The sequence below is a fragment of the Citrobacter amalonaticus genome (genome assembly GCF_037053465.1).
Taxonomy (GTDB): Bacteria; Pseudomonadota; Gammaproteobacteria; order Enterobacterales; family Enterobacteriaceae; genus Citrobacter_A; species Citrobacter_A amalonaticus_H.
In genome coordinates this window covers 58,633-74,650 of record NZ_JBALIF010000011.1, presented here as the reverse complement: position 1 = coordinate 74,650, position 16,018 = coordinate 58,633, and the positions used below count along the sequence as shown (strand labels likewise).

Annotated in this window: 15 protein-coding genes; 8 read left to right on the top strand and 7 right to left on the bottom strand. The window is 54.2% G+C overall.

Annotation, left to right across the window (positions count from 1 at the left end; translation table 11 throughout):
- Positions 1–6 precede the first annotated feature (6 nt).
- Positions 7–1,470 carry a beta-barrel assembly-enhancing protease gene (gene bepA / locus WB371_RS17485; protein WP_336221304.1) on the bottom strand — a complete coding sequence of 488 codons (1,464 nt, stop codon included), beginning with the start codon at positions 1,468–1,470 and terminating at the stop codon, positions 7–9.
- A gap of 223 nt (positions 1,471–1,693) precedes the next feature.
- Between bepA and WB371_RS17480 the strand changes: the two genes are divergently transcribed.
- Positions 1,694–2,758 (top strand): AI-2E family transporter, encoded by a 1,065-nt coding sequence (locus tag WB371_RS17480; protein ID WP_336221303.1) that lies wholly within the window; start codon positions 1,694–1,696, stop codon positions 2,756–2,758.
- Between the two features lie 87 nt (positions 2,759–2,845).
- On the opposite strand, the gene bcp is transcribed toward WB371_RS17480, so the two are convergent.
- Both bcp and WB371_RS17470 read right to left on the bottom strand, forming a co-directional pair.
- Positions 2,846–3,316, bottom strand: coding sequence for a thioredoxin-dependent thiol peroxidase (gene bcp / locus WB371_RS17475; protein WP_336221302.1), 471 nt, complete (start codon positions 3,314–3,316; stop codon positions 2,846–2,848).
- Positions 3,316–3,888, bottom strand: coding sequence for a glycine cleavage system transcriptional repressor (locus tag WB371_RS17470; protein WP_336221301.1), 573 nt, complete (start codon positions 3,886–3,888; stop codon positions 3,316–3,318). Before WB371_RS17470 ends, bcp begins: the two co-directional genes overlap by 1 nt.
- Before the next feature lie 145 nt (positions 3,889–4,033).
- On the opposite strand from WB371_RS17470, the gene dapA reads away from it, so the two are divergent.
- The 6 genes from dapA to ypfH all read left to right on the top strand — a co-directional run bounded on the left by dapA (position 4,034) and on the right by ypfH (position 10,576).
- Positions 4,034–4,912 (top strand): 4-hydroxy-tetrahydrodipicolinate synthase, encoded by an 879-nt coding sequence (gene dapA / locus WB371_RS17465; RefSeq protein WP_336221300.1) that lies wholly within the window; start codon positions 4,034–4,036, stop codon positions 4,910–4,912.
- Between the two features lie 16 nt (positions 4,913–4,928).
- A complete protein-coding gene (gene bamC / locus WB371_RS17460) occupies positions 4,929–5,963 on the top strand; it encodes an outer membrane protein assembly factor BamC (protein WP_336221299.1) in 1,035 nt (344 codons plus the stop codon).
- A gap of 111 nt (positions 5,964–6,074) precedes the next feature.
- Complete coding sequence (gene purC / locus WB371_RS17455) at positions 6,075–6,788, top strand: phosphoribosylaminoimidazolesuccinocarboxamide synthase (RefSeq protein ID WP_103775493.1); 714 nt, start codon at positions 6,075–6,077, stop codon at positions 6,786–6,788.
- A 125-nt stretch (positions 6,789–6,913) separates the two neighbouring features.
- Positions 6,914–7,780 (top strand): neutral zinc metallopeptidase, encoded by an 867-nt coding sequence (locus tag WB371_RS17450; RefSeq protein ID WP_336221298.1) that lies wholly within the window; start codon positions 6,914–6,916, stop codon positions 7,778–7,780.
- Between the two features lie 14 nt (positions 7,781–7,794).
- A complete protein-coding gene (locus WB371_RS17445; RefSeq protein ID WP_336221297.1) occupies positions 7,795–9,804 on the top strand; it encodes a tRNA(Met) cytidine acetyltransferase TmcA in 2,010 nt (669 codons plus the stop codon).
- A 73-nt stretch (positions 9,805–9,877) separates the two neighbouring features.
- Entirely contained in the window at positions 9,878–10,576 is a 699-nt protein-coding gene (gene ypfH, locus WB371_RS17440) for an esterase (RefSeq protein WP_336221296.1), read from the top strand.
- Between the two features lie 37 nt (positions 10,577–10,613).
- On the opposite strand, the gene WB371_RS17435 is transcribed toward ypfH, so the two are convergent.
- From WB371_RS17435 to WB371_RS17425, 3 genes are read right to left on the bottom strand one after another with little or no spacing between them, the layout of a single operon-like run.
- A complete protein-coding gene (locus WB371_RS17435; protein ID WP_012906607.1) occupies positions 10,614–10,814 on the bottom strand; it encodes a YpfN family protein in 201 nt (66 codons plus the stop codon).
- A gap of 26 nt (positions 10,815–10,840) precedes the next feature.
- Positions 10,841–11,968, bottom strand: coding sequence for a succinyl-diaminopimelate desuccinylase (dapE, locus tag WB371_RS17430; protein ID WP_336221295.1), 1,128 nt, complete (start codon positions 11,966–11,968; stop codon positions 10,841–10,843).
- 3 nt (positions 11,969–11,971) lie between these two features.
- On the bottom strand, positions 11,972–12,328 hold the full coding sequence (locus WB371_RS17425; protein ID WP_336221294.1) for an ArsC family reductase: 357 nt from the start codon (positions 12,326–12,328) through the stop codon (positions 11,972–11,974).
- Between the two features lie 389 nt (positions 12,329–12,717).
- Here WB371_RS17425 and ypfM point away from each other — a divergent pair, with 389 nt between their 5' ends.
- Positions 12,718–12,777 (top strand): protein YpfM, encoded by a 60-nt coding sequence (gene ypfM / locus WB371_RS17420; protein WP_001386977.1) that lies wholly within the window; start codon positions 12,718–12,720, stop codon positions 12,775–12,777.
- Positions 12,778–12,868: 91 nt separating this feature from the next.
- Here ypfM and acrD read toward each other — a convergent pair whose 3' ends face one another.
- Positions 12,869–15,982 (bottom strand): multidrug efflux RND transporter permease AcrD, encoded by a 3,114-nt coding sequence (gene acrD / locus WB371_RS17415; protein WP_336221293.1) that lies wholly within the window; start codon positions 15,980–15,982, stop codon positions 12,869–12,871.
- Between the last annotated feature and the right edge of the window lie 36 nt (positions 15,983–16,018).

Genomic DNA, 16,018 nt, shown 5'->3' with positions numbered 1-16,018 from the left:
TCCTTTTTACATTTTTGTGTACGGCTTGAAGCGGTCTTCCAGTTGACGTAACTGGTCGATACGCGCATCGTAACGAGCCTGTTGCTGGCTGCCCAACTTCACTTGCGAACTGGCGCTGCTTAGCAGTGAGATAGCCTGATCGAGACGACCCGCTAACGCATATCCTTCCGCGCGCGCCGCCAGTTCCTGATCGCGGTTATTCAGCGCAGCTTCTGCCTGGGCGAGCAGATCCCAACCGTTCGTATCGTCTTTATTGTTAAAGGTATAGCGATTAAGGATCGCGGCGGCCTCTTGCGGCTGACCTCCCTGGAGCAGGGCGTTAGCGAGGTTAAGTTGCAGGACCGGATTGACCCGCAGATCGCGCGCATTTTTCAGGCGGGCAATCGCCTCACTGGTTTTCTTTTGTCCTAAATCGATGTCGGTCGCCAGATCCAGAAACCAGGCATTGTTAGGTTCGGCTGATAACAGGGGCTGCAGCGCTTTGCGCGCGTCGTCGTATTTGCTGGCTTCCATCGCCTGAAGCGCACGTCCATACTGCGCAGCACGCTGCTGTCGGACGTTACCTTTTGCCCATTCACTCAGCATATCGCTGGTCAACTGGTTGCGCCCGGAGTTGTACATCCCCAGCGTTCGCGCTTTCGCCAGATAGAAATCTTCGGATGATTGCACGACGACCGGACGCATCTGGTTAGCGCGGTTACGTGTATCCGAAAGGCGGCTTTCTGGCAGGGGGTGAGTCAGCAATATTTCGGGTGGGCGCGAGGAGTAACGCGCCTGATCGAGCAGTTTTTCCAGGAAGGTCGGCATCGCCTGGGGATCAAATCCAGAACGTTGTAAAACCTGAATGCCAATACGATCTGCTTCCTGTTCATTCTGCTGCGTGAAGCTAATCATCCCCTGACGCGATCCCGCCAGCGTACCGGTGAGTGCAGCCATCCCGGCCTGCGGACTGGCCATTGCTAACAGAATGGAGCCTAACGCGCCTACCCAGGTGAGCGGCGCGCTGCGTTTCTGATCTTCCATTGCGCGCGCAAGATGGCGTTGGGTCACGTGGGAAATTTCGTGCGCCATAACCGAGGCGAGCTGGCTTTCATTATCGGAATAGCGAAACAGCGCAGAGTGCAGAACAACGTTACCGCCAAAGAAGGCGAAGGCGTTGATTTCGTCGTTATTAATCAAAAAGAAATGGAAGGGCGTTTTTACTGAGTCGGCATGTGAAACCAGGCGCATACCCAGCCCATTAATATACTGAACCAGTAGCGGGTCGTTAATCAGCGGCGCGCTGCCGCGCAACTGGCGGACATAATAATCGCCCATCTGCATTTCCTGGCCGATGGAGAGGGTACTTGCCGCTGACGTTCCCATATCCGGCAACGTGTCCGCAGAATCGGCGAACGCGGGAGCGACCTGACTCAGTGTCAGCGCTGCAATGAGGGTAGCCACCAGGTTTTTCTTAAACTGCCTGAACATAACCTCTGTCCTGTTTTCCTTGAGATAGTCATTTGACCGATGCCGGGCCGTATCGTTCCCATTGCGCCAGCATTGGCAGTGTAGCGGTGAACTCTGTCGGTGAATACCCCGCACAAATGACTTTTCAGTTTCCTGAATAAGCAATAAAAAGCGAAGTCTTTTTTGTGACATTTCGATACAATTCGGGATCACAATCCCGGTATTGAGGTTCAGGGAAGGTTTTATGCTCGAAATGTTGATGCAATGGTATCGCCGTCGCTTTAGCGACCCCGAGGCGATTGCCTTGCTGGTTATTCTGGTTGCCGGATTTGGCATTCTTTTCTTTTTTAGCGGATTACTGGCGCCGCTGCTGGTGGCTATTGTGTTGGCTTACCTGCTGGAATGGCCGACCGCGCGTCTTGAGGCTATCGGTTGTTCGCGCCGCTGGGCAACGTCTCTCGTTCTGATCGTCTTTGTGGGTATTTTACTGTTAATGGCGTTTGTGGTGATGCCGGTAGCATGGCAGCAGGGGATTTTGCTGATTCGTGATATGCCCGGCATGCTGAACAAACTGTCCGAGTTTGCCGCCACCCTGCCGCGTCGTTATCCCGCCTTGATGGATGCGGGGATCATTGATGCAATGGCGGAAAACATGCGTTCGCGCATGCTCACCATGGGTGATTCGGTGGTGAAATATTCGCTGGCGTCGCTGGTCGGCCTGTTGACCCTGGCGGTCTATCTGGTGCTGGTGCCGCTGATGGTCTTCTTCCTCGTCAAAGATAAAGAGCAAATGCTGAACGCGGTTCGCCGTGTACTGCCGCGCAATCGGGGTCTGGCAGGGCAGGTCTGGAAAGAGATGAACCAGCAGATAACGAACTACATTCGCGGCAAAGTTCTTGAGATGATCGTGGTGGGCGTAGCGACCTGGCTGGGCTTCCTGTTGTTTGGTCTGAACTATTCGCTGCTGCTTGCCGTGCTGGTGGGTTTCTCGGTATTGATTCCCTATATCGGCGCGTTTGTGGTCACCATTCCGGTGGTCTGCGTCGCGCTTTTTCAGTTTGGCATGGGAACCGAGTTCTGGAGTTGTTTCGCCGTCTATCTGATTATTCAGGCACTGGATGGTAACCTGCTGGTGCCGGTTCTGTTTTCTGAGGCCGTTAACCTGCATCCGCTGGTCATTATCCTGTCGGTGGTGATCTTTGGCGGCCTGTGGGGGTTCTGGGGGGTGTTCTTCGCCATTCCGCTGGCGACGCTGATCAAAGCCGTGGTCCACGCCTGGCCTGATGCGCAGGTGGTTGACGAGTCATAACGACTGCTGAAATCGTAAAATCTCCGGCCTACTGAGAGGCCATCAGTAGGCCGGAGAGTGCGTAACGCTTATCTGGCGTGACAAAAATCAGGCGTTTTCTTTCAGCCAGTTCAGTACCACATCGTGGTGGTTACTGGTTTTGAAGTCATCGAAAACGTGTTCAACCTTGCCTTCCGCGTCAATCAGGAAGCTGATGCGATGAATCCCGTCATAGGTTTTACCCATAAACGATTTTTCGCCCCAGACGCCAAACTGCTCGCAGACCTGATGATCCTCGTCGGACAGCAGGGTAAAGTTCAGCAGCTCTTTTTCAGCAAAACGGGAAAGTTTTTCAGGTTTGTCAGTGCTGATACCCAGCACGTCCACTCCCGCATTTTTTAACTCATCCATGTTATCGCGTAGGCCGCAGGCCTGAACGGTACACCCTGGCGTCATGGCTTTCGGATAGAAATAGACCAGAACACGCTGTCCCTGGAAGTCGGTCAAATTTACTTGCTCCCCGTCTTGATCCGGCAAGCTAAATTTCGGTGCGATGTCACCGGCTTTCAGTGGATTCATTACTTAACTCCATCTTGTTCATCATGTTGTGAATAATTGACGACGTTTATACTGCCTTGTGCATTGAGTTCTGTACATAGGGCTTTAAAAGCCTGTTCAATATTTGCCGAATCCTGTGACGCAGGACTGTGGGCAGTAATCTGGATGTGCAATTGCGCCGCCGTATTGTTTTCAGCAGGTTGCGTGCGCGAGACCAGTTCCGCGATGTTCATCTGATGACTATCGAAGAGGGCAGTAAATCGTTCAATGAGGTGCGGCGAATCCGGCACATCAACCTGAACCCATACCGTCGCCGGCATAGGCGGACGGGGACGAGCCGTCGTGCGCTTCATCACAATTAACAAATCCAGCTCTGCACCTTTCAATGGCAGCGTCGATTCAATCAGGGTTATCGCGTTCCACGAGCCGGACAGCAGCATGATAAACGTAAACTCATCACCCAGCATGGCGAGGCGACTGTCTTCGATATTACAGCCACAACTACTCACATGTCGGGTGATCGTGTTCACAATTCCCGGGCGATCGGCACCCAGCGCAGTAATAACCAGGTAATGTTGCGATGAAGGTGTCAAACCTGTTCTTCCTTTGAGAGGTGGGGTAATCATAAGGAAAGCATAAAAAAAACCGGCATACAACAATCAGAACGGTTCTCGTCGCTTGCTTTTATTGTCGTACCAAACGTACCATTGAGACACTTGTTTGCACAGAGGATGGCCCATGTTCACGGGAAGTATTGTCGCGCTTGTTACACCGATGGATGAAAAAGGTAATGTCTGCCGGTCGAGCCTGAAAAAACTGATTGATTATCATGTCGCCAGCGGCACCTCGGCGATCGTTTCCGTTGGCACGACCGGTGAGTCCGCCACGCTAAGCCATGATGAACATGGCGATGTGGTGATGATGACCCTGGAGCTGGCAGATGGGCGTATTCCGGTGATTGCCGGAACGGGCGCAAACGCGACCGCAGAAGCCATTAGTCTGACGCAGCGCTTCAATGACAGCGGTATTGTCGGCTGCCTGACGGTCACGCCTTACTACAACCGTCCGACTCAGGAAGGTCTGTTCCAGCACTTCAAAGCCATCGCGGAACATACTGACCTGCCGCAAATTCTGTATAATGTGCCATCCCGTACCGGTTGCGATATGCTGCCGGAAACCGTTGGCCGTCTGGCGGAATTAAAAAATATTGTCGCAATTAAAGAGGCGACGGGGAACTTAAGTCGTGTTCACCAGATCAAAGAGCTGGTTTCAGATGATTTTCTGCTGCTCAGTGGTGATGATGCGACCGCGCTGGACTTTATGCAGTTAGGTGGTCATGGCGTGATCTCCGTAACGTCTAACGTTGCGGCACGAGATATGGCGGAAATGTGCAAACTGGCGGCGGAAGGGCATTTTGCCGAGGCGCGGGTGATTAACCAACGTCTGATGCCGTTACACAATAAACTGTTTGTTGAACCCAACCCAATCCCGGTGAAATGGGCTTGTAAGGCGTTGGGCCTTGTGGCGACCGATACGTTGCGCCTGCCGATGACGCCGATCACGGACAGTGGTCGTGAAATTGTCAAAGCGGCGCTTAAGCATGCCGGTTTGCTGTAAAGTTTAGGGAGATTTGATGGCTTACTCAGTTCAAAAGTCGCGCCTTGCCAGGGTTGCGGGTGTTTCACTTGTTTTGCTGCTCGCGGCCTGTAGCTCCGACTCGCGCTACAAGCGCCAGGTGAGTGGTGATGAATCCTATCTGGATGCTGCGCCGCTTGCTGAACTTCACGCTCCGGCGGGAATGATTCTGCCAGTGACAACGGGTGATTATAATATCCCGGTCACCAACGGCAGCGGTGCCGTGGGGAAAGCACTGGATATTCGTCCGCCTGCACAGCCACTGGCGCTGGTCAGCGGAGCGCGCACCCAGTTTTCCGGGGATACCGCGACGCTGCTGGTAGAAAATGGTCGTGTCAATACGCTGTGGCCGCAGGTGGTCAGCGTGATTCAGTCTAAGAACTACACAATTGACAAACGTGATGATGCCAGCCAGACGCTGACGACCGGTTGGGTGGACTGGAACCGCCTGGACGAAGACGAGCAGTATCGTGGCCGTTATCAAATCTCTGTTAAACCGCAGGGCTACCAGCAGGCCGTGATGGTGAAGCTGGTTAACCTTGAGCAGGCGGGTAAGCCTGTTGCGGATGCCGCTTCGCTTCAACGTTACAGTACTGAGATGATGAACGTGATTTCTGCCGGCCTCGATAAAACCGCGACCAACGCGGCAAACGCTGCGCAGAACCGTTCTGGTGCCACCATGGATGTCCAGAGCGCCGCCGATGACACCGGTTTACCGATGCTGGTAGTGCGCGGTCCGTTCAACGTGGTATGGCAGCGCCTCCCGGCCGCACTGGAAAAAGTCGGCATGAAAGTAACTGACAGCACCCGTTCTCAGGGCAGCCTGGCGGTGACTTACAAACCGCTGTCTGACAGCGGCTGGCAGGAACTGGGCGCACGCGATCCGGGGCTGGCTTCCGGAGACTACAAACTGCAGGTCGGTGATTTAGACAACCGCAGCAGCTTGCAGTTTATCGATCCGAAGGGGCATACCCTGACGCAGAGCCAGAACGACGCGCTGGTTGCCATCTTCCAGGCAGCGTTTAGCAAGTAAAAAAACAGGGCTGGAGAAATCCGGCCCTTTTTATTTTCGTGCCACGCAAACGTGTGCGTGGCATAATATTCCTCGTTTTGAACACAAATGATCACACCCAGGAGTAATAAGATGCAAAAGCAAGCTGAGTTGTATCGTGGTAAAGCGAAGACCGTATACAGCACGGAAAACCCGGACCTGTTGGTGCTCGAATTCCGCAATGATACGTCAGCAGGGGATGGCGCGCGCATTGAGCAGTTTGATCGTAAAGGCATGGTGAACAACAAGTTTAACCATTTCATCATGACCAAACTGGCTGAAGCGGGTATCCCAACGCAGATGGAACGACTGCTCTCCGATACCGAATGCCTGGTGAAAAAACTGGACATGGTGCCCGTTGAGTGTGTGGTGCGTAACCGTGCGGCAGGCTCTCTGGTTAAGCGCTTAGGGATTGAAGAGGGTATCGAACTGAATCCACCGTTGTTCGATCTGTTCCTGAAAAACGATGCGATGCACGACCCGATGGTCAATGACTCCTACTGCGAAACCTTTGGCTGGGTGAGCAAAGAAAATCTGGCACGTATGAAAGAGCTGACTTACAAAGCCAACGACGTGTTGAAAAAGTTGTTTGATGACGCAGGGCTGATCCTCGTTGACTTCAAACTGGAGTTTGGTCTGTACAAAGGCGAAGTGGTACTCGGTGATGAATTCTCTCCGGACGGAAGCCGTCTGTGGGACAAAGAGACCCTCGATAAAATGGACAAAGACCGTTTCCGTCAGAGCCTGGGTGGTCTGATTGAAGCTTACGAAACCGTGGCGCGCCGTCTGGGTGTGAAACTCGACTAAGCTACCTTCCGGGCCGGAGTGCTCTCTTCGGCCTGTTCTCTCCCTTCCGATCGCGCTTTCCTGTGGTAATCTTGCGCTGAACCACCTACGATCATCTTCATAATGAACAAAGTGTTGAGGTAATTATGCGCTGGCAAGGGCGTCGTGAAAGTGACAATGTGGAAGACAGACGCAGTAACTCCGGGGGCGGTCCGTCTTTTGGTGGCCCTGGGTTTCGTCTGCCCAGTGGCAAAGGTGGGCTTATTCTGCTCATCGTGGTTCTGGTGGCAGGGTATTATGGTGTCGATCTCACGGGGCTGATGACGGGACAACCGATCTCACAACAGCAGTCCCCACGCTCCATCAGCCCGAATGAGGATGAAGCGGCTAAATTTACCTCGGTGATTCTGGCGACAACGGAAGATACCTGGGGACAGCAGTTTGAAAAGATGGGGCGCACTTATCAACAGCCGAAGCTCGTGATGTACCGCGGGGCAACGCGCACCGGATGTGGGACCGGACAATCCATTATGGGGCCGTTTTACTGCCCGGCAGATGGTACGGTTTATATCGATCTCTCCTTCTATGATGACATGAAAAACAAGCTGGGTGCCGGAGGCGACTTTGCGCAGGGTTATGTTATTGCGCATGAAGTCGGGCATCACATCCAGAAACTGCTGGGGATTGAACCGAAAGTCCGCCAGATGCAGCAGAATGCGTCGCAGGCTGACATCAACCGCCTTTCCGTACGGATGGAATTGCAGGCTGACTGCTTTGCGGGCGTCTGGGGCCACAGCATGCAGCAGCAGGGCGTGCTGGAGTCTGGCGACCTGGAAGAGGCGCTGAATGCCGCCGAAGCGATTGGCGACGATCGCCTGCAGCAGCAAAGTCAGGGCCGCGTTGTTCCGGACAGCTTTACCCACGGTACCTCGGAACAACGCTATACGTGGTTTAAACGCGGTTTTGATAGCGGAAACCCGGATCAATGTAATACCTTTGGCAAAGGTTTCTAACGTCTGGGGCAGGGATGTCTGGTCTTACCGTGCTGCGTGCGCTTACTGAGCAAATGACCCGGGAGGGGATTCGCCGCTTGCTGGTGCTGAGCGGCGAAGTCACCTGGTGTCATCAACAAATACACAGACTGCGCGATACGTTACCCGGTGACTGGCTGTGGGTGGCACCCGAAGCTCCCGCAGAACCTCATTGTACGCCTCAGGCATTCCAGACCTTGCTCGGACGTGAATTTCACCATGCCATCTTCGATGCGCTGTCAGGCTTTGATGCCTCGGCCTTTGCGGCCCTGAGCGGAACGTTGCGTGCGGGCAGTTGGCTGGTGTTACTGACCCCGCCGCTTGAGCGCTGGCATCAATGCGCTGATGCCGATTCCGTGCGCTGGAGCGATTGCGCACATCCCATCCCGACCCCCCATTTTATTCACCGTATCCGTCAAATCATTGAGACCGATGCGCAAACGGTGTGCTGGCAACAGCCTCAGCCGTTTACTGCGCCTCGTTTCCCTGAGCGTCCTGCGTGGGGGCCCGCGACCGGTGCTCCTCTTCCAGAGCAGGAAGCCATCGTGCAACAACTGCGACAGATGCCAGAGGGAATAGCGGCGGTAACGGCGGCACGCGGACGGGGGAAATCGGCGCTGGCAGGGCAGCTAATCTCGGGCATAAAAGGCAATGCTATCGTCACCGCGCCCGCGAAAGCGGCAACGGATGTGCTGGCGCAGTTTGCTGGTGAAAAGTTTTGTTTTATGGCTCCCGACGCCCTGTTAGCAACGGATGTCAGTGCTGACTGGCTGGTGGTGGATGAAGCGGCGGCGATCCCCGCGCCCCTCCTGTTGCGGCTGGTGTCCCGATTTCCACGAACGTTACTGACTACGACCGTCCAGGGTTATGAAGGTACCGGACGCGGTTTTCTGTTGAAGTTTTGCGCCCGTTTTCCACATTTGCAGCGTTTTGAACTCCAGCAGCCCGTTCGCTGGGCGCAGGGATGTCCGCTGGAGAAAATCGTCAGCGACATGCTGGTTTTTGACGATGACAGTTTCGCCACTCCCCCACAGGGCAATATCGCGATTTCCCGGTTCGAACAGGATCTCTGGCAGACACAGCCGGAAATTCCGTTGGCGGCGTATCGGCTGCTTTCAGGCGCGCATTACCGTACTTCGCCCCTGGATTTACGCCGTATGATGGACGCGCCGGGCCAGCATTTTCTCCAGGCCACCTGTGAGGGGAAGAGTGCTGGCGCGCTGTGGCTGGTGGATGAGGGCGGTCTTAGCGCTGAACTCAGTCAGGCGGTATGGGCGGGATTTCGACGACCGCGTGGCAATCTTGTTGCGCAGTCACTGGCGGCGCACGGTGGCGACCCGCTGGCGGCAACGCTGAAAGGTCGCCGGGTGAGTCGTATTGCCGTCCACCCAGCACGGCAGCGAGAGGGGATCGGGCAGCGGCTGATCGCCGGGGCTCATGCCGCCAACGGTGACTATCTTTCCGTGAGTTTTGGCTATACGCCTGAGCTCTGGCGTTTCTGGCAGCGCTGTGGCTTTATTCTGGTGCGTATCGGTAATCACAAAGAAGCCAGCAGTGGCTGCTATACCGCGATGGCGCTCTTGCCATTAAGTGAGGCGGGAACGCGACTGGCTCGTTATGAACATAACCGGTTACGCCGGGATGCCGATATTCTCGCGCGGTGGAACGGTGAAGCGATCCCGGTTGAACCGTTAAAAGCGACTACGCTTAATGAAGATGACTGGCAGACGCTGGCGGGGTTTGCTTTTGCGCATCGCCCGTTGCTGACCTCTCTCGGTTGTCTGAACCGTCTGCTGATGACCAGCACGCAAGCGCTGCCAGCGCTACGGGGGGGCCTGTTGTCGCAGCGTAATGACGCGGATCTTTGTCTGGAATTGCACCTTTCCGGGCGCAAAGCATTGTTGAAACGTCAACGGGAAGAGGCGGCCCAGGCGCTTGCTTCGCTGGATCCCACGCGGACTGAGCATCACCGCAATCGCATTCTGCAATGGCAATTTTTTCACTAACTCCTTCAATTTTCTGGCATGGTCATTGCGATTGAGCGGCGTAAAATTAACGACATCAGTTAAGGAGATCGCCATGAAACATGACCATTTTGTTGTTCAAAGCCCGTCTAAACCCGCTCAACAGTTATTGTTGCTGTTTCATGGCGTGGGCGATAACCCCGTCGCGATGGGCGAGATTGGTTCGTGGTTTGCTCCGCTCTTTCCGGACGCGCTGGTGGTCAGCGTGGGCGGCCCGGAACCAAGCGGTCCGGCATCGGGTCGTCAGTGGTTTTCCGTGCAGGGCGTGACGGAGGACAATCGTCAGGAACGGATTGATGCGATCATGCCTGTGTTTATTGAAACCGTCCGCTACTGGCAAAAACAGAGTGGCGTCGGGGCCAATGCGACGGCGTTAATTGGCTTCTCTCAGGGGGCGATTATGGCGCTGGAAAGCATCAAAGCTGAACCCGGTCTGGCGTCGCGCGTGATTGCGTTTAATGGTCGCTACGCCAGTCTGCCGGAAACGGCAACGACGGCCACCACAGTGCATCTGATTCACGGTGGTGAAGACCGTGTTATCGAGCTTTCACATGCGGTAGCCGCACAGGACGCGCTGTTAAGCGCCGGGGGCGATGTCACGCTGGATATTGTGGACGATCTGGGACATGCGATTGATGACCGAAGCATGCAGTTTGCGCTCGACCATCTGCGTTATACCGTACCGAAGCACTACTTTGATGAAGCGCTAAGCGGCGGCACACCAGACGATGACGATGTGATTAAGATGATCTAAAAAAGAAGGCCGGATGGGATACCCCTCCGGCCTTTGCTTATTTCTTCGGTTGGTCTTTCTTCGGCCAGTCGTCGTCATCATCCCATTTATCGTTAAAGTCACGATGCGGGGGAAGCTCCGGTTTGTTGGCGAGAAATTTTTTATGGTCGACGCGTTTGAGATCCTTGATCACATTCAGCAGTACGCCCACTAAAAAAACTAATACCAGAATCCACCAATATTTAGCCAGCCAGTCCATGCGCTTTACCTCTTAAAGGAACGTCGTCAGGCGACAAGTTGTTCCATGATACGTTGATACATACGGGCGAGCAGTTGCAGGTCGGCGGCATTCACGCATTCATTGATTTTATGAATTGTGGCATTCACCGGGCCGAGTTCCACGACCTGCGCTCCCATGCGCGCGATGAAACGTCCATCAGACGTGCCGCCTGTGGTCAGTAACTGCGGTTTGATTTCATTATAGTGCTCAATCGCGTTCACTACCGCATCCACCAGTTTACCGCGCGCAGTCAGAAATGGCTGACCGGAGAGCCACCAGTCGACGGTATAACGCAACTGATGTTTATCAAGCAGCGCATGAACCCGCTCTTTGATCATGTCGTCAGTCAGTTCGGTACTGAAACGGAAGTTGAACTGGACGAACAGTTCGCCCGGGATGACGTTATTACTGCCGGTTCCCGCCTGAACATTGGCAATCTGCATGCTGGTTGCCGGGAAAAAGTCATTGCCCTGATCCCACTCCATACTAACCAGTTCATTGAGCATTGGCGCGGCCCGGTGGACCGGGTTATCGGCCAGGTGCGGATAGGCGACATGCCCCTGCACGCCGTGAATGGTCAGATTACAGGTGAGAGAACCACGACGACCGTTTTTCACCACATCGCCAACCACTTCGGTGCTGGATGGTTCGCCGACCAGACAGTAATCCAGCCGCTCATTGCGCGCCATCAGCGCGTCGACCACTTTCACGGTCCCGTTTTTCGCACTGGCCTCTTCATCCGAGGTAATCAGAAACGCCAGACGACCTTTGTGGTTTGGGTGCTGCGCGACAAAGCGTTCCGCCGCGACAACCATCGCCGCCAGAGAACCTTTCATATCCGCAGCACCGCGACCAAACAACATTCCGTCGCGGATGGTGGGGTCGAAAGGTGGGTTGATCCAGCGATCGGCATCACCCGCAGGCACGACATCAGTGTGACCGGCAAACGCCAGCGTCTCACCCTGTCCGCGCCATGCCCAAAAATTCTGTGTATCCGCAAAATCCATACGCTCAACGGTAAAACCGATCGCGCGCAGGCGTTCAATCATTAACGCCTGACATCCCGCATCATCCGGGCTCAGGGAAGGGCGGCGAATAAGCTGCTGTGTCAGCTCAATAACCGGGCACGACATAGACTACACCTCGTCAAAAAACTGCTGATAACTGGATTCACTAAAACCCAGCAGCATAGGCTTCCCGGGCGCGCAGAGCAATGGTCGTTTGATGATCGCGGGCATTTCAGTCATTAATGCGGCGGCGGACGCTGCATCAGTGATGTTATTGCGCGTCGCCTCATCCAGTTTGCGCCACGTGGTGCCACGGGTGTTAAGCAGTGCTTCCCAACCTAACTCTTTGATAAACGAACCAAGCAACGCGTTATCCAGACCATCAACGCGGTAATCATGGAAACGATACGCAATGTTTTGAGCCTCCAGCCAGCGGCGGGCCTTTTTAATGGTGTCGCAATTTTTAATGCCGTAGAGGGTAACCATGTGCATCCTTATTATCTGAAACTGGTTATTTAGTCATGAATATCGTTACGAGTGATAATACATGTTGTCATTTAATCGTGATCGGGGAATATAACATTGTTGAGGTATTGTGAATAATAATTCCCGAAAGATCATACCGCTCACACTTAACCACAATTAAGAATTTATCCTATGTTATCTGGCTGTTTCATAAACGAAATTGAAGAGTATGAGATTAGGTATGATTGTTTCAAATTATTGCTGTAAATCACATAAAAATGATGAAGACCGCGCCATAGTGATGATATCGCCAGATACCCAGGAGGATGTAATTACAGTAATCGGTTAATTTGTCTTCACCTTGAGATAATGTTTTTGTAGAATACGCATAATAAGAAGCAGAGGTTGTTATGATTGAACGTGAACTGGGGAACTGGAAAGATTTTATCGAAGTGATGCTTCGCAAATAAATTTCTGGAAGGATATCCAATAAGAGAACATACCGTGTGGGACTGACCACACCGAAAAGGCGACCCGTTGGCAGGTCGCCTTTTTTATGCCTTATTCCGGACGCGGCTTCAGCGGAAAGCGACGACGCACCAACACAAAGAACAGCGGGACGAAGTAAATCGCCAGTATCGTGGCTGAGATCATACCTCCCATGACGCCCGTTCCCACCGCGTGCTGACCACCGGAGCCTGCACCGCTGCTGGTTGCCATGGGCAGCACGCCAAAGATAAAGGCCAGTGACGTCATCAGGATTGGGCGTAAACGCTGGCGACACGCGTGCAGAGTGGCATCCAGCAGATCATGTCCTTTCTCATTCATCTCATTGGCAAATTCAACAATCAGTATGGCGTTTTTCGCCGAGAGGCCAATAACCGTCAGTAATCCTACCTGGAAGTAAACATCGTTTTCCAGTCCCCGCATCCAGGTGGCAAGCAGGGCGCCGATGACGCCCAGCGGCACCACCAGCATCACCGAGAACGGCACCGACCAGCTCTCATACAGCGCCGCCAGACACAGGAACACCACCAGCAGTGAAATGGCATACAGCGCCGGGGCCTGGGCACCGGAGAGCCGCTCCTGATACGACATCGCGGTCCACTCCAGACCAAAGCCGGTTGGCAACTGGCGTACCAGCGATTCCATCACATCCATTGCCGTACCGGTACTGACGCCGGGGGCGGCTTCACCAACGATTTCAACGGCGGAATATCCGTTATAGCGCTCCAGACGCGGCGAACCGGTTTCCCAGCGTGAGGTCGCGAACGCGGAGAAGGGAACCATGCCGCCGCTGTTATTTCGCACATACCACAGGTTGATATCATTTGGCAGCATGCGGTATTTTGCGGCGGCCTGGACATAGACTTTCTTCACGCGACCGCGATCCATAAAGTCGTTGACGTAACTCGATCCCCACGCCGTCTGCAACGTATCGTTGATGTCGTCAATCGAGACGCCCAGCGCCTGCGCTTTGCGCTGGTCGATATCGATTTGCAACTGGGGACTGTCATCCAGACCATTGTGGCGGACACGGGTCAGCGAACTGTCCTGCGAGGCCAGACGAATCAACTGGTCGCGCGCGGCCATCAGGGCATCATGACCTGCGCCTGCGTGATCCTGCAACTCCATGTCAAAGCCCGCTGAACTACCCAGACCGCTGATGGCAGGGGGGCTGCTGGCGAAAACCCGCGCCTCTTTGATGTTGTTAAACGCTTTGGTTGCCCGTTCGATAATCGCAAACGAGGTGCCGGTTTTGCTGTCGCGTTCGCCCCAGTCTTTCAGACGCACAAACATGCGGGCCACGTTCTGACCGTTGCCTCCCGGCCCGGAACCCACCGTTGCAAAGACGGACTGGATATTCTCTTTCTCCTGGGTGAAGAAATACTTCTCCACTTCCTGCACCACTTTTAAGGTTTGTTGCTGTGTTGAACCACTGGGTAACTGCACAGAGGTGATAAACATCCCCCGGTCTTCCAGCGGCAAAAAAGAGGTTGGCAAACGCAGGAACAGAACCACCATTGCTCCGAGCAACAGTCCATAAATCAGGATCCAACGCAGGCTGCGATGCAGAATTCTGGCGACGCCTTTTTCGTAGCGTTCGGCATTACGATTGAAGGTGCGGTTAAACCAGCCGAAGAAACCAGTTTGTCCGTGATGTTCACCTTTATGCAGCGGTTTAAGCAGCGTGGCGCACAGGGCGGGCGTAAGGATCATCGCCACCAGAACGGAGAGCACCATCGCCGCCACAATGGTAATGGAGAACTGACGATAGATGGCTCCGGTAGTGCCGCCAAAGAACGCCATAGGGACAAACACTGCCGACAGCACCATTGCAATACCGACCAGCGCGCCCTGAATCTGTCCCATCGATTTTCGTGTCGCTTCGCGTGGTGTAAGCCCTTCTTCGCTCATAATACGTTCGACGTTTTCCACCACCACGATGGCGTCATCCACCAGCAGGCCGATCGCCAGCACCATCGCAAACATGGTTAGCGTGTTGATACTGTAACCAAAGGCGTAGAGCACCGAGAAGGTGCCCATCAGCACCACCGGTACGGCTATTGTGGGGATCAGCGTGGCGCGGAAGTTTTGCAGGAACAGGTACATAACGAGGAAGACCAGCGCGATGGCTTCGAGCAGGGTTTTCACCACATCTTCAATCGACGCTTTCACAAAAGAGGTGGTTTCATACGCCACCTTGTATTCCAGTCCGTGCGGGAAGTATTGCGCCAGTTCATCCAGACGTTCGAGCACCTGTGTTGCGGTCGCCATTTCGTTAGCGCCCGACGCCAGTTTTATACCCAGCCCCGACGCTGCGTTGCCATTAAACCGGCTGAGATAATCGTATTTTTCCGCGCCCATTTCGACCGTTGCGACATCACCTAACGTCACTTCTGAACCGTCCTGATTGACGCGAAGCGTGATAGCGCGGAATTGCTCCGGTGTTTGCAGCAGCGACTGGGCGTTAATGGTGGCGTTCAGCGCCTGGTTATCAACAGAAGGCGTACCGCCAAGCTGTCCTACCGCAATCTGCGCATTCTGCGACTCAATGGCATCGGTGACATCTTTTGCAGTCATCTGAAAGCTATTGAGTTTTGCTGGATCCAGCCAGATGCGCATCGAATATGGCGAACCGTAGGCATCGATGTCACCGACGCCATTCACGCGGCTAAGCGGATCCTGAATATTACTGGCCACATAGTCAGCGATATCCTGCTTGTCCATGGAACCATCGGTTGAGACGAAGGCAATCGTCAAAATGTTGGTATCCCCGGTTTTACGGACCGTGACACCCTGGTTCTGCACGGCCTGCGGCAGTTTACGCATGGCCGACTGCAACTGGTTTTGAACCTGTTGTACAGCTTCATCCGGATCGGTGCCGGCTACGAAGCTCAGGGTGACCGACGCCTGTCCGGTCCCGCTGCTTTGTGATGACATGTACATCAGGTTATCGAGACCGGTCATATTTTGCTCGATGACCTGGGTGACGGTGTTTTCCAGCGTTTGTGCTGACGCGCCGGGATAATTCGCCGAAATGCGCACGTTAGGCGGCGCCAGATCCGGATATTGCTCAACGGGTAAAGAGAAAATCGCCAGGGAACCTGTCAGACACAACAGGATAGCCAGCACCCAGGCAAAGATGGGGCGATCGATAAAGAAATTCGCCATCAGAAAGAGGACCTCATTATTCTATCTATCTTTATA